General features: G+C 61.0%; 17 protein-coding genes and 1 tRNA gene. 7 read left to right on the top strand and 11 right to left on the bottom strand.

Features of this window, described 5'->3' with window-relative positions; all coding sequences use genetic code 11:
* Nucleotides 1–182 precede the first annotated feature (182 nt).
* Together ACF8FG_RS12790 and ACF8FG_RS12785 are read right to left on the bottom strand one after the other, a co-directional pair.
* A complete protein-coding gene (locus ACF8FG_RS12790) occupies nt 183–1,550 on the bottom strand; it encodes an ATP-binding protein (RefSeq protein ID WP_318078832.1) in 1,368 nt (455 codons plus the stop codon).
* 1 nt (nt 1,551) lies between these two features.
* Nucleotides 1,552–2,271 carry a response regulator gene (locus ACF8FG_RS12785; RefSeq protein ID WP_119714227.1) on the bottom strand — a complete coding sequence of 240 codons (720 nt, stop codon included), beginning with the start codon at nt 2,269–2,271 and terminating at the stop codon, nt 1,552–1,554.
* A 140-nt stretch (nt 2,272–2,411) separates the two neighbouring features.
* Between ACF8FG_RS12785 and ACF8FG_RS12780 the strand changes: the two genes are divergently transcribed.
* Nucleotides 2,412–4,709 carry a TonB-dependent siderophore receptor gene (locus ACF8FG_RS12780; protein ID WP_119714226.1) on the top strand — a complete coding sequence of 766 codons (2,298 nt, stop codon included), beginning with the start codon at nt 2,412–2,414 and terminating at the stop codon, nt 4,707–4,709.
* 150 nt (nt 4,710–4,859) lie between these two features.
* Here ACF8FG_RS12780 and ACF8FG_RS12775 read toward each other — a convergent pair whose 3' ends face one another.
* Nucleotides 4,860–5,066 (bottom strand): DUF3079 domain-containing protein, encoded by a 207-nt coding sequence (locus tag ACF8FG_RS12775; RefSeq protein ID WP_014860378.1) that lies wholly within the window; start codon nt 5,064–5,066, stop codon nt 4,860–4,862.
* 58 nt (nt 5,067–5,124) lie between these two features.
* On the opposite strand from ACF8FG_RS12775, the gene ACF8FG_RS12770 reads away from it, so the two are divergent.
* From ACF8FG_RS12770 to ACF8FG_RS12760, 3 genes are all read left to right on the top strand, one after another.
* The gene (locus tag ACF8FG_RS12770) at nt 5,125–5,601 is read left to right on the top strand and encodes a type II toxin-antitoxin system HigB family toxin (RefSeq protein WP_318078831.1); all 477 of its coding nucleotides are present in this window, start codon (nt 5,125–5,127) and stop codon (nt 5,599–5,601) included.
* 41 nt (nt 5,602–5,642) lie between these two features.
* Nucleotides 5,643–6,116: a type II toxin-antitoxin system HigA family antitoxin gene (locus ACF8FG_RS12765; protein WP_004575922.1), complete on the top strand. Its 474-nt coding sequence runs from the start codon at nt 5,643–5,645 to the stop codon at nt 6,114–6,116.
* Between the two features lie 224 nt (nt 6,117–6,340).
* Nucleotides 6,341–7,951 carry a diguanylate cyclase gene (locus ACF8FG_RS12760; protein WP_318078830.1) on the top strand — a complete coding sequence of 537 codons (1,611 nt, stop codon included), beginning with the start codon at nt 6,341–6,343 and terminating at the stop codon, nt 7,949–7,951.
* 81 nt (nt 7,952–8,032) lie between these two features.
* Here ACF8FG_RS12760 and ACF8FG_RS12755 read toward each other — a convergent pair.
* Nucleotides 8,033–8,108 (bottom strand) — tRNA-Thr (locus ACF8FG_RS12755).
* Between the two features lie 98 nt (nt 8,109–8,206).
* Nucleotides 8,207–8,455: a hypothetical protein gene (locus tag ACF8FG_RS12750; protein WP_318078829.1), complete on the bottom strand. Its 249-nt coding sequence runs from the start codon at nt 8,453–8,455 to the stop codon at nt 8,207–8,209.
* A 531-nt stretch (nt 8,456–8,986) separates the two neighbouring features.
* Between ACF8FG_RS12750 and ACF8FG_RS12745 the strand changes: the two genes are divergently transcribed.
* A complete protein-coding gene (locus ACF8FG_RS12745) occupies nt 8,987–9,274 on the top strand; it encodes a DUF3077 domain-containing protein (RefSeq protein ID WP_318078828.1) in 288 nt (95 codons plus the stop codon).
* 280 nt (nt 9,275–9,554) lie between these two features.
* On the opposite strand, the gene ACF8FG_RS12740 is transcribed toward ACF8FG_RS12745, so the two are convergent.
* From ACF8FG_RS12740 to ACF8FG_RS12720, 5 genes are all read right to left on the bottom strand, one after another.
* On the bottom strand, nt 9,555–10,760 hold the full coding sequence (locus ACF8FG_RS12740) for an adenovirus L4-33K/L4-22K family protein (protein WP_318078827.1): 1,206 nt from the start codon (nt 10,758–10,760) through the stop codon (nt 9,555–9,557).
* 111 nt (nt 10,761–10,871) lie between these two features.
* Nucleotides 10,872–11,561, bottom strand: a complete 690-nt coding sequence (locus tag ACF8FG_RS12735) for an ABC transporter permease (protein WP_014589362.1) — start codon at nt 11,559–11,561, stop codon at nt 10,872–10,874.
* A complete protein-coding gene (locus tag ACF8FG_RS12730) occupies nt 11,561–12,253 on the bottom strand; it encodes an ABC transporter permease (RefSeq protein ID WP_003255749.1) in 693 nt (230 codons plus the stop codon). The genes ACF8FG_RS12735 and ACF8FG_RS12730 overlap by 1 nt, the downstream gene beginning before the upstream one ends.
* 54 nt (nt 12,254–12,307) lie before the next feature.
* Nucleotides 12,308–13,060, bottom strand: a complete 753-nt coding sequence (locus ACF8FG_RS12725) for an ABC transporter substrate-binding protein (RefSeq protein WP_019439074.1) — start codon at nt 13,058–13,060, stop codon at nt 12,308–12,310.
* Nucleotides 13,061–13,071: 11 nt separating this feature from the next.
* A complete protein-coding gene (locus ACF8FG_RS12720; protein WP_003255746.1) occupies nt 13,072–13,845 on the bottom strand; it encodes an ABC transporter ATP-binding protein in 774 nt (257 codons plus the stop codon).
* A 631-nt stretch (nt 13,846–14,476) separates the two neighbouring features.
* On the opposite strand from ACF8FG_RS12720, the gene gabP reads away from it, so the two are divergent.
* A complete protein-coding gene (gene gabP, locus ACF8FG_RS12715; protein WP_003255745.1) occupies nt 14,477–15,862 on the top strand; it encodes a GABA permease in 1,386 nt (461 codons plus the stop codon).
* A 238-nt stretch (nt 15,863–16,100) separates the two neighbouring features.
* Here the strand turns inward: gabP and ACF8FG_RS12710 are convergent, their stop codons facing one another.
* The gene (locus tag ACF8FG_RS12710; RefSeq protein ID WP_014589364.1) at nt 16,101–16,544 is read right to left on the bottom strand and encodes a hypothetical protein; all 444 of its coding nucleotides are present in this window, start codon (nt 16,542–16,544) and stop codon (nt 16,101–16,103) included.
* A 239-nt stretch (nt 16,545–16,783) separates the two neighbouring features.
* On the opposite strand from ACF8FG_RS12710, the gene ACF8FG_RS12705 reads away from it, so the two are divergent.
* On the top strand, nt 16,784–17,011 hold the full coding sequence (locus ACF8FG_RS12705; protein WP_134698211.1) for a hypothetical protein: 228 nt from the start codon (nt 16,784–16,786) through the stop codon (nt 17,009–17,011).
* Nucleotides 17,012–17,161 lie beyond the last annotated feature (150 nt).

Raw genomic sequence — 17,161 nt, 5'->3', positions numbered from 1 at the left:
TGACCGGGCATAGGATAGGCAAACGCAGGGGAGGGAAAACCTGGGTAATCGGTAAAAGACTGTTACCTGAATGCGAATTCCTAGGCCTGCGCAGCAGCCCCGGCGGTTTGTGCCGTGACACCACTATCTGGGGCTGCTGCGCAGCCCATCGCGACACAAGGCCGCTCCTACAGAAAATCGCGTTAGCCAGGCAGCAGTATGCTGACCCGCAACCCACCGCTCTCACGGTTCGACAGCATCAGCTCACCCCCATGGCTGGCGGCGATCCGCTGGGCAATGCTCAACCCCAACCCATATCCGCCGGACGCCTGATTACGCGACCCGTCACCGCGCACGAAGGGGTCGGTAATGGTCGCCAGCAGGCCCGGGGCAATCCCTGGCCCGCAGTCGTCGATATGGATGAACACACCTGTGGTGGCCCGTTCCAACGTGACCGAAATGTTCTTGGCGTAGCGCAACGCATTGACCAACAAGTTTTGCAGGCAGCGCTGCAACAGCAAGGCATCTACCCGCAAGCTGCCCGCCTTGCCGTGCACCGTAAGTGGTTCTTCGGCAGTGGCCAGGTCCGCACACTGGCGCGCAACCAATCGGTCGAGGTCCACCTGCTGCAAGTTCTGCTGCTCTCCGGCACGCAGGTAATCCAGAACCTGACCGATCATATCGTCCATCTGCGTGATGTTCTGCCGCAGGCGCTGGCGGTGTTCGTCATCGTGTAATCGCTCCAGGCGCAGGCGCATGCGGGTCAGTGGGGTGCGCAGGTCGTGAGACACGGCGGCCAGGAAGTAGGCCTTGTCGTTGACCATGGCAATCAGCCGCTGCTGCATCGCGTTGAACGCCTGCGCCGCCTGGCGCACTTCCTCCGGGCCATCCAGCGCCAGGGGAGGCTGCTCGAGGTTACTGCCCAGGCCGCGTGCGGCATCGGCCAGGCGCCGCAACGGTCGCAGGCACAGGCGCACGGCAACCAGGCATACCAGCAACACCGCGACGATGCGCAGCGCATACACCCGCAGCAGGTAATCGCTGATCAGCACCCAGGCCGACTCGCCACTCCAGCCCTGTAGTTCCTGGCCTGCAACGGTCAGCCACTGGCCACCGGGTAACGGCACCGCAAACTGGATATGCGCCTGGGCCGTGCGCAGGCCGAACAGGCTGCGCCAGACGATCGGCTGGCCCAGTTCGTCGGTGAGTTGCACGTTCATCAGGCGCACGTCCTGGGCACGCCCCAGCTCGTACTTCAGGGCCTGCTGCAACAACAGCTCCACCCGCCTGTGCCCGCGGCGCTCGTCATGCTCTTGCGCAGGTGGGCTTTCGACGCAGTAAAGCTGGTAGTGGGCTGGCGCCTGCAGCGTACCGCCGTGGCAGGCGGCCTGGGCAATCAGGGGTGCGCTGCGTGCAGCAACCAGTCGCACGGGCACCTCTAGCGCCTGAGCGAAACGCACATCGAACCAGATGCTGCTCGACATCAACTGGATCACCAGCGTGCCACTGACCATGATCAGCAGCAGTTGACCAAACAAGGTGCGGGGCCATAGCCGGTGAAACCAGCGCATGTCAGGCACCGGCCGCGAGGGGGGCGATACTCAGCAGGTAGCCTTCGTTGCGGATGGTCAGGATTTGCGCGGCCCCCGCCGGCGCCCGGCGCAGCTGCTGGCGCAGGCGGCTGACGCACATGTCCACCGATCGGTCGTCGGGCAGGTGGTCGCGGCCGAACGCGCTGCGGGTCAGTTGGTCACGGGAGACCACTCGGTTGTTGGCTTCCAGCAGTTCGCGCAGCACGCGGTAGTCGGAGCGCGGCAGGGTCAGGGTCTCGCCATCCGGGCGGGTGAGCAGGCGCTTGACGTGTTCCAGGCGAAAGCCTGCGAACAGCTGGGCGTCCACCACGGGTTCTTCGGCAGAGATGCCCAGGCGTTGCGGACGACGCAGTACGGCTTTGATCCGGGCGATCAGTTCGCGTGGTTCGAAGGGCTTGGCCAGATAGTCGTCGGCGCCTACTTCCAGGCCGATGATGCGGTCCAGCGTGCTGCCCTTGGCTGAAAGCATGATCACTGCCAACCCTGGTGTGGCCTGCAACTGCCTGCACAGGCTAAGGCCGTCTTCACCCGGCAGCATCAGGTCGAGCACCACCAGCTCCACTTTGTGCCGGGCCAGCTGGTCGCGCATCTGTTGACCGTCGGCTGCCGCCAGTACGTTGTAGCCGGCATCGGTCAGGTAATCACAAAGAAGTTCGCGGATCTCGTCGTCATCATCGACAACCAGCAGGGTCGTGCTCATGCAGAAAAACACCTGTTAGGTGAGGGCCGGTGGCGCTCGTTACGTTCAATTACATCCCCGTACATGTCGGGTCTGGAGCCCGGAGGGCTGATCCCTAGAATCCTAACAAAAAATCATCTGCAAATACGAAGCCTTCCCAAATGAATCCCCAAAGCATCACGACAGTGTTCACCCCCTTCAGTCAAAGCGGCAATTGCCTCAAGCCGCTGGCCTTCTGCGTCGCCGTCGCCATCAGCGGTGGTGCAGTGGCTGCCAACGGCAAACCCCTTGAACTCGACGCTACACAGATCGAAGACAGTGCATTACTGCCTGCCGACGATGCCGGCCAGTTGGGCTACACGGTCGAGAGCACCCGCAGCTCCACTGGCCTGGCACTGACGCCACGGCAGACACCGCAATCGGTAACCACCATCACCCGCCAGCAGATGGATGACCGCGACATCCATACCATCGAGCAGGCATTGGAAACCGCCCCAGGCGTAACGGCCAACAAGTCCGAGGTGGGTGGGCGCACCGACTACCGTGCCCGTGGTTACTCGATCAGCAACTGGAAGGTCGATGGCCTGCAGACCCAGGGCGGCTCCGATTTCAGTGGCAGCGGCAATGCGCTGAACATGGACCTGTACGAACGCATCGACATCGTGCGCGGCGCCAACGGCCTGCTGGGCGGCACCGGCGACCCCTCGGCCACCGTCAACCTGATCCGCAAGGCGCCGACCAAAACCTTCGGCGGCAGCGCCTATGCCACTTACGGCAGCTGGGACAAGCGTCGTCTGGGGGCGGACTTGAACCTGCCGCTATCCGAAGATGGCCGCCTGCGCTCGCGCTTCGTGATGACCCAGCAGGATGCCAACTCGTTCCGCGACAACCAGTCCGAGCGCTCCCGCGCCGCGTTGGCCAATTTCGCGTTCGACCTGGATGACGCCACCACCCTGGGCGCCGGTTACCAGTATGAGTACAACAAGGTTGTGGGTGGCGGCTGGGGCGCGAACATCCCGATCTGGTACCGCGACGGCAGCAAGACCGACTTGCCGCGCAGCACCAACGTGGTGCCCAGCTGGAGCTTTGGCGAGTACACCACCCGCACTGCGTTCGGTTCGCTCGAGCACCGCTTCGACAACGACTGGACCCTGGACCTGAAAGCCGCCCAGGCCACCACCGAAGCCCTGAACCACCGGGGCCTTGCCAAGGTGAACTCGGCCGGGCGCGGCAGCTATGGTGGCTATTGGGACCAGGACGGTAGCGGCGCCGTGCTGAACGGTTTGCACAGCTCCAGCGACACCACCCAGCAGTCCGCGCAGATCGACCTGTCTGGCCCGTTCCAGCTGTTCGGCCGCACCCACCAGGCGATGGTCGGCTACAACGACAGCCGCACCGTTGGCTGGTCGCCCCAGTACACCTGCACCATGGTCGGCGACGGTATGACCAGCGCGCCTGCACTGGGTTGCCAGTTCCGCGCCAACAACGGCTTCCCGGTGACCGACTGGCACAATGGCGTGGATGACGACTACGACCTCATCGCCTCGCGCACCGGCCTTCACAGCAAGACCACCACCCGTCTGCAGGGCATGTACGCCGCCACCCGCCTGAGCATCACCGACCCGTTGTCGGTGATCGTTGGCGTGCGCACCAGCAACTATTCCTCGGTCACCCGCAGCGTGGCCGGCGAGCGCAGCAGCCAGGAAGAAAACGGCATCGTCACCCCCTACCTGGGCGCGGTGTATGACCTCAACGACAACTACTCGGTGTATGCCAGCTACACCGATATCTTCACGCCGCAAACCTCTGAAACCAGCAGCGGCAGCAAGGTCGAGCCGATTCGTGGGCAAAGCTACGAGACAGGTATCAAGGGTGAGTGGTTCGATGGCCGCCTGAACGCCTCGGCGGCGTACTTCCGCACCAAGCAGGAAAACAAGGCCGTGCTGGACGGCGACCTGACCACCCCGACCGGTGGCAACGCATACAAGGCCGGTTCCGGGCAGGAAACCGACGGCATCGACCTGGAAGTCGCAGGCGCCCTGACACCCAACTGGAACGTGTACGCCGGCTACACCTACTTGCATTTCCGTCGCGTGGACAGCGACGGCCGCAGCGATCCGTCGCACCTGTTCAAGGCCTCCACCACCTACCGCCTGAGCGGCCCGCTCGACCGCCTGACCCTGGGTGCCGGCGTGACTGCGCAGACCAACATCCGCGCCATTTCCAGCCCGGCTGGCCAGCCCACCAACGGTGTGAGCAATGGCGCCACTGACGTGAATTGGTCCGGTTATGCCATCTGGAATGCCATGGCCAAGTACCAGCTCACCGATGAGACCAGCGTCAGCCTCAACGCCAACAACCTGTTCGACAAGCACTACTACAGCCAGTACGGGTTCTATGCCGGGGCGATTTATGGCGACCCGCGTAACCTGTCGTTGACGGTAAGCACCGCGTTCTGATCAAGCCCTTCCACAAGGCCTGGCGCTGTACCTGTAGGAGCGGGTTCACCCGCGAACACCGGCGAAGCCGGTGCCTGCACGCGCATCGCCCGCTCCCACAGAACCAGCGCTGGGTTCAAGGCCTGCGCTGGGCCGCCAAGCGGCACTTTCTTACCTGGGCTCTACCGCTTGCCCTGGATCAACCGGCTTCTCCAACTGGCCCTCGAAGCTATCCCAATCCTCGCCAAACAGCTCCACCGGATGCATGGTCCGGTCTGCGCCATTGCCACAGGCTAGCGCCTTGGCAGGGCAGTACAGGTCGCAACCCCAGCAGATACGCTCGGGGTGGCGAGGGTTTGTGGGGAATCTCTTGGCCATGCTCATCCTCCCTCAGGGCTGCCTGATCCGAAGGTAAACCCCTCGCCCAGCCCTTCGTTTGACGGGCATCAATCCATTGGCGATCGCCAGGTCACCGTACATCGCGCATCCAGATATCTGGTTGACAGATATCTGGATCAGAGATATTTTCCACCCTATGTTGGTGCGCCGGGACAACACAATGCGGGTCATAACCAAAGCGGCGGTAACCAAGGCGATTGAAGCCCACGGCCAGTGGAAAGCGCCCCTAAGCCTGTGGCTGACGACCTTCGACAGGGCGACGCTGCGGTTTGAATCTTTTGAACAGTTGAGGCAGACGTGGGCCACTGTGTCTGGCTGGAATGTTGATCGCATCCCCCACTCAAAACTCAGGCCCGCCAGCCGCAAAGGGCCGCTTGATATCTACGTGTTCGATATCAAGAAAAACGAATGCCGCCTGATCGCGTGGCTCAATGCGCGAACGGGCACTCTCTACATCAAGGCCATTCTGTCGCACGCCGAGTACGACAAATGGTGCAGAAGCGATATCAGGTAGCAACCTGGGCCGCGCGATATTTCAATTCGACAGGTGACAACATGAAGCGGGATAAAATCGAAGCCAATGGACTAGATGCCTTCATCGCTAATATTTCACCCATGCTCGATGGCCTGAACACTCAGATGGCAACCATGGCCCAGCTTTTAGCCGCCTGCCATGACCCCATCAAGGACGATGCCGAGCTTGAGGCACGCATGGCATTGATCGACGAGCTCTACTCCCATGCGGACAGCGAAGGCCACGCTGCGGCACGCTTTGCCGAGATGGTAGCGGACCGCGTCTACGAGTATGAGAGTGAGTCTGTATTGGTGCCGTTCGCGAGCCAGGCCGAAGCGTTGGCCTTTCTGCTGTCGGACAGGGGCGTGAAGCAGAAGGACCTGTCGGCGATAGCGACCCAGAGCGCGGTATCCGAGATTCTGAACAACAAGCGGAAGATGACGGTTGCCCAGATAAAGGGCTTTGCTGAGTTTTTCAGTGTACCGGTTGAGTTCTTCATGCATGGGGTGGTTTGAAATCAAAGCCTTTGCGTGACCGAATGCTCCATATGAAGCGACCAGGCATAAAAAACCTCTCAATTTGTGCAGGGTTGCCGGACCAGCCATAGCCATGGTGGCTGTATTGGTGTAGTCGTTCTGTCAATACACTGAGGTGAGTGTTTTACAATCTTGCGAGCCCCGCGGTGGTGGGGGATCGCAGGGTCGATGATGCACTTTGCTTTATCGCAAAAGGAGTTGCTTTGGAGCACCATTCAACCGGCAAGCGCGGCGTGAGTTACGATCCGCCGCAACGGCGGCAACGCAGGGACATCCCTTCCATCGTGCGCCGGGTGACGATGGGCGTTGTGGTCGTCTGGTTGGCACTTGTGGCAAGCCTGGGCGGCTGGATAACACAGCGCCTTACGGCAGAAGAACTCGACAACCTGGCGGCAGGCGCCGAATACGAAGCCCAGATTACGGGGCGAATCGTAGACCGCCTGTTCACCGAAATGGCCAGCGTGGCCAACATGGTGGCCCGTCAAAGCGAAGTGATCCAACTCGCTGCCCGATATCGCCATGATCCGCCCGGCTTCGCCGCACTCACGCGTGAGGAGCGCGCTTTGAAGTTCACCCGTGACCCGCTGGTGCGAAGCGTGGGTGATTTCATGGATAGATTGGCCAGCGATCTCCACTATGGCCGTATCTACATGAACAATCTCTCAGACGATACGGTGACGGCCAGCAACTGGGCGGAGTCATTCAGCATCGTTGGCCAGATCTATACGGGCAGGGCCTACCTCATCGACGCATTGCGCACCGGCAGTGGTGAGATGTTCGGCATCGCCCGCTTGAACAAAACCCCCTCCTATTTCGTCGCCAGCCGCATCGACGATGCTGACGGCAAGCCACTTGGCTCTGTCACGGTCAAGTTCGATGCCCCGGACATAGCCCTCTACCTGACAGGGCGTCACATTGCCTTGATAGTGAACCGTCAGGGCCGTGTGACCACCGCGTCCAGCGAACTTTTCATGCTGCGTAACGTGGTGACACTGCTCCCGGCCGATATTCGCAGGCCTCTGGATGGCGACGAAGAGCCGGGCGAGCCCATGGATATCCGCGCTGTGGCAGACGCGGGTCAGGCCAATCAATGGCTCATTGACGGGCACCCTTATCTGGTGCATCGCCAGCCTCTGAACGACGCGCAATATCAGCTGCTGACGCTGGCAAAGCTTGATCACCTGCAGCCGATGCGTCAGCAGTATTACTGGACCGGTGCCTCTGTAGCAGCGCTCGGGTTGATCTTGATCTTGCTCTCCAGCCGTGTGGCCGGGCAGATGCTGTTGCGCCGCCAGGAAGAACGCTATGCGGCAAACTATGACGCGCTGACCGGGTTGAAGAATCGGCGTGCAATCCTGGCTGCCTTGCATCGGCATTTCGCGTTGGCGAAGCGAACGGGGCAGGGGGTGCTGGTGGCGTTTATCGACCTCGATGAATTCAAGGCGATCAACGACACGTACGGGCACGAGGTGGGGGACAAGTTCCTGATCGAAAGCAGCCGGCGCCTGCAGGTTGGATTGCGGGCGTCGGATGAACTTGGGCGCTGGGGCGGCGACGAGTTCGTTGTGATCGGCTTGACCGCTTCTGTCCACCCGGACGAAATGGCCAAAACTGCCGCAGCGATGCGCAGACGGCTGGTGCCGCTGCTGATTGGTAGCTACGAATTTGACGACTGCCGGTTCGATTACGCGGGTGCGAGTTTTGGTATTACGAGTGTTGATCCCGCTGCGACTTCGCTGCAGGCTGCGCTTAAAGCGGCGGATCAGTTGATGTATGCCGATAAAGAGGTGCGGCGGGGGTTGCGGAGGGTTTGAGAGGGGTAAGGGCGAGGGGGCATAACGACACTGAAAACAAAAAAGGCCCACCTTTCGGTGAGCCTTTTTTGATACTGCGTATGGTGCCGGCACCAGGAATCGAACCCGGGACCTACTGATTACAAGTCAGTTGCTCTACCATCTGAGCTATACCGGCAATGGGGCGTCATTATAGCGATCGTTTGGCGCCTGTAAACCACTTCCTTGCGAATGTTCGCAAAAGACCTAAGTCACCGGCCTAAAAGAAGAATTTTCCTACCAGCCGCGGGGCATGGTGGTGACGCTAGGCTCGCTTTTACCCGGGTTGAAAAACAGCTTGTCGTTGTCGCAGCCGCGCTTGCGGCACGGGGCTTCTGTGCGCAGGGGCAGGCCTCTGTCGCCGCCCAGCTGCATGCCGGGGTGGTTCCAGCCCAGGTTGCTGTTGGGGTGGGGTGAGGTGCCGCCGGCGCAGCCGGTCAGGGCCAGGGCGAAGGTCAACAGGGCGAGGGGGTTGGCTCGGGTCACGATGCTCAGGTCCGGTGGTCCATTGTCGGTTCTGGCGCAACGCCAGAAGGTCGCGGGGCTGGCGGGCAGCGCGCGACGTCACTTTTTAATGATTTGGGGGGCGGATGATACACCGTTGCGGCGGTGGAGCATTAGCCTTGTGTTGTCTGGTCTGGCCTCTTCGCGGGTGAACCCGCTCCTACGACGGGGGCGGGTAAGCCGGGTTATCTTTGTAAGGCAATTCTGAAACATGGGGTTAAAAGCTTCAGCATTTGGATGCTTCGGACGTATCCTACGCGCGCTGTCGAAGTAGCGCTGTTGTTGGGGAAATGGCTCACAGATACCGTTTGCGGGTCGCTCTGGCGACCGGGTGTGAGAACCCGACCACGAATTTAGCGGCTGCGTAATGGCTACCGTGCGCGGGCAGACTTCGGTCTGGCCGAGGCTTCCTATATTCACTCGGTTTCTCACCCCGTGCACGGTTGCCGCCATTTGTTCCGGTGAGAAAGAATGAATGCTGCAACTCCTTGAGGAATATAGGAGTTCGAAAAATTGAAAAGCCTTCCACCAGATAGCACCCCCAAACCAATCACAACCGCAGGCGTGGAAACCTTCCTCGCAGCCGGTAACCCGTCCCTCAATCTGCTACGCGTAGAGCCCGGCGTCCCCATCGATGCTGCCTACGAGCATGTCTCGATCCTGATGGGCTACATCAAGCACCTGGTGCGCGAGGGCGATATGGAGGACGACCATAAATTCCTGGGGGCAGCCGATTACCTGTGCGACATGGCCAAGGCGCTGATGAACGATATCGAGATCGCCAAGGGCAAGGCGCATTGAAAATGTGAGAGTGCGGGGGCCGCTTTGCGGCCCTTTCGCGACGCAAGGCCGCTCCCACAAAAGCCGCTTGCGCTAACCACAAGAAATGTTTATGCACAAGTGGCATTTGGGACCTGAGCGAAAGGCATGCCGGATCGCTACGCCGCTGGTCTTTGCGCAAACGCCTGTTTTTACTGGGCTGTAGCCCCAAGCAGGAATAAGCCAAGCGCTTGAAATAACGCTTGGATCCAACAGGTAATCACAAGCTTGTTCACAGACTTATCCACAGGCTGTCCTGCGGCTAACCGTCGCGTTCCGCAAGAATGAGCAGGTTGCGCGGGGTCAGTGGGTAATCGCAGAACAGGCCCAGGCGCACGTCATAGCCTTGTTCTTCGAGGAACAGGGCGCGATCGAGTACCAGCCACAGCTCCAGTGGCCGACGGAACAGGTTGCGTACGCGCTCCAGGTTCCGAACCTCGGCCAGGCGTTGCCAGCCCGCAGCTTCCAGCATTGCCCAGTCCGGGTCGCCGCTCACTGGCAATTGCTTCAGTTCAGCCAAGTCACGGCAGTATTGCTCGAAGGGCTTCTCCAGCCAGGCCACCGGCAGGGAAGGCGTCGGCAGGTACTCATCGCTCTGGCGCTGCTGGCGTTGCAGCAGGTCGAAGCCCAGGCGCCGGGCCATCGAGGTGTCGCGCTGGCGCCGCACGCGGGCGCCGGCAGTGACGGTTTCGCTCAAGGGCAGGCCCAGGTCGTCCAGCGACAGCTGCAGGCTCGACGCCTGCGCGGCTGTGGATAACGCCTGGTATTGCTGCGTGGCGATGCGGTTGTAGCAGCAGGGGGCTATGGCCAGTTGCCGGCAACCTTGCTGGCTGGCCAGTTGCATCAGGCGTACATGCAGATCGCCACAGGCATGCAGGGCAACAACACTTTTATCGTTAGCCAGGTGGCGAGCGCTGTCGCTGGCCATCACATCCTGATGTACGTGCTGTGCTTGCAAGTGGTGGTGTGCACTCAGAGCCTGACCGGCAGCGACCAGGTCGGCGTCGTACTCCAGGCAGGTCAGGTGTTGCCCAGGTTGCAGCAGGCGACGGCCGAGGTGGCCTTTGCCAGAACACCAGTCCAGCCAGTGCCGGGGCTGCTCGCGGAAGGCCAGGTGGCTGGCGAAGGCTTCGATCTGCTGCCATTTGCGGCCGGGGACGGCGACGTCCAGGCGGTGGGCGGCAGGCGGTAGATTGGTTTGCGCAAGGCTGCCCAGCGTGGCGAGCTGTCGGGCTTGTTCGGCCAGTTGCGGGAATGGGGCAGGCAAGCGGTCAGCGGCGCTGTCGGCTTCGGCGTCTGCCAGGGAACATTGGCGCAGGTGGGCGGCAAGTTCTGGCTGGGTGGTTTCCCAAGGCAGTTGCAGGGTGGTGAAGGGGCGGGGTTTCCACAGCTGTTGGTGCTCGATCAGGAACTGGTCGAGGGCCTGGAAGCGGGCGCTTAGGTGGTGGCTGTGGAGGGGGCTGGGCATGGGGATGTGTGTTGGGGTTGAGGGCCTGTTCGCGGGTAAACCCGCTCCTACGAAGGTTCAGCATAGGCCTGTTGTAGGAGCGGGCGTGCCCGCGAAGAAGGCCAGGAGATGTCAGCGGCCTTGGCAGGCATCCACGCGCAACCAGCGCTCCAGCAGCTTGAAGCCTTGCACCAGCATGAACGAGATCACCAGGTAGAACACGCCTGCGGCGAAGAAGATTTCCACCGGCAGGTAGGTGCGGGCGATGATGGTACGGGCCATGCCGGTCAGCTCCAGCAGGGTCACGGTACTGGCCAGGGCACTGGCCTTGAGCATCAGGATCACTTCGTTGCTGTACGCCGGCAGGCCGATGCGCGCAGCGCGTGGCAGCATGATGTAGAACAGCGCCTTGCCACGCGACATGCCCAGCGCCCGGGCCGCTTCGATCTCACCTTTGGGGATCGACTGCAGTGCGCCGCGTAGAATCTCGGCAATGTACGCGGCGGTGTGCAGGGTCATGGTCAGCACCGTGCACCAGAACGGATCGCGCAGGTACGGCCACAGCGAACTGGAGCGCACCGCATCGAACTGCGCCAGGCCGTAATAGACCAGGAACAACTGCACCAGCAGCGGCGTGCCACGGAAGAAGAAAATGTAGCTGAACGGCACCGCGCGCACGTACCAGTGGCGCGAGGAACGGGCGATGCCCAGCGGGATGGCCAGGATCAACCCGGCAACCACGGCAATGGCCACCAGCTCCAGGGTCAGGACCGCACCCTCGGCCAGGCGTGGCAGCCATTTGAAGATGACTTCCCAATTCATTATTCAGCCCTCGCAAAGCCGCGAGCGGCGCGTTTTTCCATGAAATGCATACCGGTCATGGCAAGCACGGTCAGGCCCAGGTAGATGCAGGCCGCGACCATGTAGAAGGTGAACGGCTCTTTGGTCACGGTCACGCCGATCTGCGAATGACGCATGATTTCTTCAAGGCCGATTACCGATACCAGGGCGGTGTCCTTCATCAGGATCATGAACAGGTTGCCAAGGCCGGGCAGGGCTATGCGCCACATCTGCGGCAGGATGATCCGCGAGAGGATGCGGCCCTTGGACAGGCCCAGCGCCAGGCCAGCTTCGCGGTGGCCTTTGGGGATTGCGAGGATGGCGCCACGGAACACTTCGGTGGCGTAGGCGCCAAAGCACAGGCCCAGGGCGATCACGCCCGCGGCGAAGGCGCTTAGCTCAAGGCCCGGCATGTTCAGGGCTTCGCCGAGGCTGTTCATGAGCCCGACGGTGCCGAAATAGATAAGCAGCACCCACAGCAGTTCGGGCACGCCGCGAACCAGGGTCGAGTAGAAGCCGCCAAGCCATTGCAGGGGCTTGAGCGGGGAGGTCTTGGCCAGGGCGCCGAGCAGGCCCAGGACCAGCCCCAGCAGCAAGGCGCAAAGCGCCAGTTTTACGGTCATCAGGGTGCCGGCCATCATGGCCGGACCGAATCCGTGCAGGTCGATATTCATGGGCAGGTCATTTTAGGGACTGGCGCGCCGCAAGGGCGCGCCGGTCAGGGCGGATCATTCGATGCTGAACGGGAAGTACTTGTCGTTGATTTTCTTGTACGTACCGTCGGCTTTGATTTCTGCCAGGGCTTTGTTCAGGTCGTCGCGCAGCTTGGTGTCACCTTTGCGCACGGCAATGCCGATCTTGTCGCTGTCCATCACCGGCTCGCCCTTGAACTCGAAGTTCGAGCCGTCTTTGCTTTTCAGCCACTCGTACTGCACGTACTTGTCGGCCAGGATGCCGTCGATACGACCGGAGACCAGGTCGAGGTAGGCGTTTTCCTGGGTGTCGTAGAGTTTGACATCGACATCCGGGTAGTTGTCTTCAAGGTAGGTGCCGGCCAAGGTGGCGCGCTGGGTGCCGATGACCTTGCCCTTGAGCGACGCTTTGTCGGTCTTGAAGTCGACGTTTTTCGGTGCGATGAACTGCAGCTTGTTGGAGTAGTACGGCTCGGTGAAGTCCACAGCCTGCTTGCGTTCGTCGGTGATCGACAGCGACGACACCAGGAAGTCGAACTTCTTGGCGTTCAGGGCCGGGATGATGCCGTCCCAGTCGGAGGTAACGACCGAGCACTCGACTTTCATCTTGGCGCACAGGGCGTCGCCGATGTCTTTGTCGAAGCCAACCACGTTACCGCTGGCATCCTTGTTGTTGAACGGTGGGTAGGCGGCTTCGATGCCCATGCGCAGTTTTTCTGCGGCCATGGCGTTTGCCGACATCACCAGCGTGGCAGCAGCTGCCAGGAGAAACTTCTTGTAGGTGTGCATGTATTGCTCCGTTAGCGGTGGCTGGACATGAATTGCTTGCAACGCGCCGAGGTCGGGTTTTCGAAGACCTGCTGCGGCGATCCCTGCTCTTCGACCAGGCCCTGGTGCAGGAAGACGACTTCACTGGACACATGGCGGGCAAAGCTCATCTCGTGCGTCACCAGCAGCATGGTACGGCCTTCTTCGGCCAATGCGCGGATAACGTTAAGCACTTCCTGGACCATTTCCGGATCGAGCGCCGAAGTGGGCTCATCGAACAGGATGACCTTGGGCTTCATGGCCAGGGTACGGGCAATGGCGGCGCGCTGTTGCTGGCCACCGGAAAGCTGGGCGGGGTAGCTGTGGCGTTTGTCGTAGATGCCCACCTTGTTCAGCAGCGCTTCGGCGGCTTCGATGGCCTCGGCCTTGCTTTGGCCGAGCACGCGGCGTGGCGCCTCGATGATGTTGTCGAGGATCGACATGTGCGGCCACAGGTTGAAATTCTGGAAGACAAAGCCGATTTCGCTGCGCAGGCGATTGATCTGGCGGTTGTCGGCTGCGATCAGGTCGCCATTCTTGGCGGCCTTGAGCTTGAGGGCTTCGCCGGCGACCAGGATTTCGCCCTGGTGCGGGTTCTCGAGCAGGTTGATGCAGCGCAGCAGGGTGGACTTGCCGGAGCCGGACGACCCCAGGATGGAGATCACGTCACCGTCGCGAGCGGTCAGCGAAATGCCCTTGAGAATTTCCTGCTCGCCGTAGCGTTTGTGCAAATTGCGGATTTCCAGCGCGGGCGTGGCCTGAGCCATGTGCGGTCCTCATGTGTTCGGGTGCGTTCCCAGCTGTTGGCGGCCTTCCTGGCGTGCGCCAAGCTAGCATAGCGGCATTATGACGGCCAACAGGGTCGCCGGGGACTGTGGGCGCTGGTGGGGCAGTTTGTCGCATCGCTACAGCGTAACGTCGCGCAGATGTCCGCGAAGGTGTCGCCCAGCACCAGAGCCTTGATGAAAAAAGGCGCGATGGTGCCAGCTTTGGCCGGCTCATGGAAGCTGTTTTGACCCATTGGAGGGGTAAACCCGACCTTTTGCCAGTGCAAGCGGGTTCACCCACGAATGCCATGTTGATGTCACAAGGTTGTACCCATGGGTTGCACTTTTTGGCATTGCAGTGGTGCATAGGTGTTACCGAGGAGCACCTTTGGTGCATTTGTAAGTGGGTATTTCAGTAATCCGCTGATTTGAGGTCCTTTCGGTCATGCAATGGCCGAAAGCCCTCCAGGCCGCATCATCAAAGGCCTGCAGAATTTTCTGACGAGTGCATTCGTCATATGGCGCGCTTATTGCCAGTTGGAAACCGCCGATTGCAGCGACGCCTAGGTCATCCCCTGGCGCGCTCTGTACCCGCAGTCGGCGTGGTCCACTCCTTACAAAGGTAGTTTCAATGAGCGGTAACAATTCCAATGACCTCGCTCAGGGGCTCAAACAACGGCATGTGACCATGCTGTCCATCGCTGGCGTCATCGGTGCCGGCCTGTTCGTAGGCTCCGGCCACGCCATCGCAGCTGCCGGCCCTGCCGTACTGCTGGCTTACGCTGCCGCCGGTACGCTGGTCGTGCTGGTGATGCGTATGTTGGGTGAAATGGCAGTCGCCTCGCCTGACACCGGTTCGTTCTCTACGTATGCCGACCGCGCCATCGGGCGCTGGGCCGGTTTCACCATTGGCTGGCTGTACTGGTGGTTCTGGGTGTTGGTGATTCCGCTGGAGGCCAACGCCGCCGCAGCCATTCTGCATGCCTGGTTCCCGGCGGTTGACCTGTGGGCGTTCTCCCTCATCATTACCTTGGCACTGACACTTACCAACCTGTGCAGTGTGAAGAACTACGGTGAGTTCGAGTTCTGGTTTGCCCTGCTCAAAGTGCTGGCGATCATCGGCTTCATCGCCGTGGGCTGTGCTGCCTTGTTCGGCTTTGTACCGAGCAGCCAGGTGAGCGGTGCCAGCCACCTGTTCGATACCCAAGGCTTCATGCCCAACGGCCTGGGCGCGGTGCTGGCAGCGATGCTGACCACCATGTTCTCGTTCATGGGTACCGAAATCGTCACCATCGCCGCTGCCGAGTCGAAGGACCCGGGCAAGCAGATCAGCCGTGCCACCAACTCGGTAATCTGGCGTATCTGCCTGTTCTACCTGGTATCGATCTTCCTGGTCGTGGCCCTGGTGCCGTGGAACGACCCGGCCTTGGCCGAGACGGGCTCCTACCAGACCGTGCTGAGCCGCATTGGTGTGCCGAATGCCAAGCTGATCGTCGACATTGTTGTGCTGATAGCCGTGACCAGCTGCCTGAACTCGGCGCTGTACACTTCTTCGCGCATGTTGTTCTCGCTGAGCAAGCGTGGCGACGCCCCGGCCATCGCCCAACGCACCACCAAGGCGGCGACCCCGCACGTGGCGGTACTGCTGTCCACCGCGGCTGCGTTTCTCTGCGTGTTCGCCAACTTCGTGGCACCGGCCCAGGTGTTCGAGTTCCTGCTGGCCAGCTCTGGCGCCATCGCGCTGCTGGTGTACCTAGTGATTGCCGTGTCGCAGCTGCGCATGCGCGCCCAGCGTGAAGCCCGCGGCGAGAAGATCACCTTCAAGATGTGGCTGTTCCCGGGCCTGACCTGGGCGACCATTGCCTTCATCGTTGCCATTCTGGTGGTCATGGCGCTGCGTGAGGATCACCGTGCGGAGATCATTGCGACTGCGTTGCTGAGTATTGGTGTGGTGGCGGCTGGCTTGCTGGTGCACCGCAAGCGCGAGGCTGCCGGGCGGGCGGCGCTGGACAGCTGATCCGCGCTGACTGAAATGAAAAGGCCGCGCCCTGTGAAGGGTGCGGCCTTTTTTTGTGGCCTGTGATGACCCTTTCGCGGGCAAGCTCGCAGGTTCACCACAGGCCCGTAGGAGCGGGTTTGCCCGCGAAAGGGCCGGGGCTGCTGGCCGATTTCCCTGGCTAATCACCGTCGCAGCCGCCATTGTATTCGCGGGTAAACCCGCTCCTACAGGGGCCGCAACAGGTTATATGGCCCTGTCAGCCAAACTGCTTCTGCTGTTGCTGCTGTTTGGCCACGAGTTCGGAAGCGGCGATATAGGCGTCCTGGAACTCATCACTCTCCAGCCAGGCCATGGTGGTCTCTTCGTCAGCGCCGTCCAGCCATTTGCGGTAGGCGTTGAACACCAGCACGATGTAGTCGGTGGCGTGTTCTTCCTTGTGCCCCTTGAGCACCAGGGCGAGCAGCGGATCCACCAGGAACACCGAGATCATTGGCACCAGGCCGCCTTCCTGGGCTTCCTTCATCTTGTTGAACATCGCGTCGTAGCTGCCCGACTCCATGGCCTTGTTGTACACCTGCTCGACGCTGGCGCTGTCGCCGGCACTGGCCTTGACCGCTTGGCCGCTGCGAACCATGCGGTTCTGCTTGGCCTTGCTGGCGGCGCGCTTGGCGCGTTTCTGTTGCTTGGTAGGGGTGGCCATGGGGAAATCCTTGGGTGTGTCTGAAAGTGCGCGTATTGAAGCGCAATTGCCCGATAAACCCAAGCAGCGCGCCTGGGCGCTGCAGCTTGAGATGTCTGTGGGATACATATCCAGATTATGCGGACCGTGGGCCCTGCGTAGCTTCTCTCCTGCTGCCAGCCATGCTGGCTGGCAGCCTTTCACTGCGCCAATTCGGCGTCTGTGAGTGATGCGCACGTTTGCGCTACAAAGGAGGAGTCATGAAGCACTTTTATCTGGTCACCCTGTACGGCTACACGGACGATGGCAGGGTTTACTATCCAACCGGTTTCGCCGGTTGCGACGAGCAAAGGATTACAAAGGCTGACATCGCCGCCATTATCGAAAAAGGCAAGCTCCACGGCCAGCTTCAGTTGCACAGCATCTCCTACATGGGGCACATGACCGAGGACGCATTCAAGCATCTTCGTTCCATGTCGGACGAGTAAGGTTTGGCCCGCAGTCTGCTTCTGGCTGCGGGTTTCTCGATTGCATGGCGAGCCTTCAGGTTGCGTTGTGAGGTCTCGTGTTCTTCGACGCCGCGTGAAGTTAAAAATCGCAGGCAACAAAAAACCCGCACTAGGCGGGTTTCTTGTTGT

The organism is Pseudomonas sp. YQ_6 (genome assembly GCF_043103245.1).
Taxonomy (GTDB): Bacteria; Pseudomonadota; Gammaproteobacteria; order Pseudomonadales; family Pseudomonadaceae; genus Aquipseudomonas; species Aquipseudomonas alloputida.
The sequence above is the reverse complement of the archived record's forward strand: the minus strand, read 5'-3'. Positions and strand labels throughout refer to the sequence as shown.

Excerpts from the sequence above, each read along its gene's own strand:
- ACF8FG_RS12705 (WP_134698211.1), top strand. The coding sequence starts at position 16,784 with ATGAAGCACTTTTATCTGGTCACCCTGTACGGCTACACGGACGATGGC.
- ACF8FG_RS12775 (WP_014860378.1), bottom strand. The coding sequence starts at position 5,066 with ATGGCCAAGAGATTCCCCACAAACCCTCGCCACCCCGAGCGTATCTGC.
- ACF8FG_RS12710 (WP_014589364.1), bottom strand. The coding sequence starts at position 16,544 with ATGGCCACCCCTACCAAGCAACAGAAACGCGCCAAGCGCGCCGCCAGC.
- ACF8FG_RS12720 (WP_003255746.1), bottom strand. The coding sequence starts at position 13,845 with ATGGCTCAGGCCACGCCCGCGCTGGAAATCCGCAATTTGCACAAACGC.
- ACF8FG_RS12725 (WP_019439074.1), bottom strand. The coding sequence starts at position 13,060 with ATGCACACCTACAAGAAGTTTCTCCTGGCAGCTGCTGCCACGCTGGTG.
- ACF8FG_RS12765 (WP_004575922.1), top strand. The coding sequence starts at position 5,643 with ATGAAGCGGGATAAAATCGAAGCCAATGGACTAGATGCCTTCATCGCT.
- ACF8FG_RS12730 (WP_003255749.1), bottom strand. The coding sequence starts at position 12,253 with ATGAATATCGACCTGCACGGATTCGGTCCGGCCATGATGGCCGGCACC.
- ACF8FG_RS12790 (WP_318078832.1), bottom strand. The coding sequence starts at position 1,550 with ATGCGCTGGTTTCACCGGCTATGGCCCCGCACCTTGTTTGGTCAACTG.
- gabP (WP_003255745.1), top strand. The coding sequence starts at position 14,477 with ATGAGCGGTAACAATTCCAATGACCTCGCTCAGGGGCTCAAACAACGG.
- ACF8FG_RS12780 (WP_119714226.1), top strand. The coding sequence starts at position 2,412 with ATGAATCCCCAAAGCATCACGACAGTGTTCACCCCCTTCAGTCAAAGC.
- ACF8FG_RS12740 (WP_318078827.1), bottom strand. The coding sequence starts at position 10,760 with ATGCCCAGCCCCCTCCACAGCCACCACCTAAGCGCCCGCTTCCAGGCC.
- ACF8FG_RS12735 (WP_014589362.1), bottom strand. The coding sequence starts at position 11,561 with ATGAATTGGGAAGTCATCTTCAAATGGCTGCCACGCCTGGCCGAGGGT.
- ACF8FG_RS12785 (WP_119714227.1), bottom strand. The coding sequence starts at position 2,271 with ATGAGCACGACCCTGCTGGTTGTCGATGATGACGACGAGATCCGCGAA.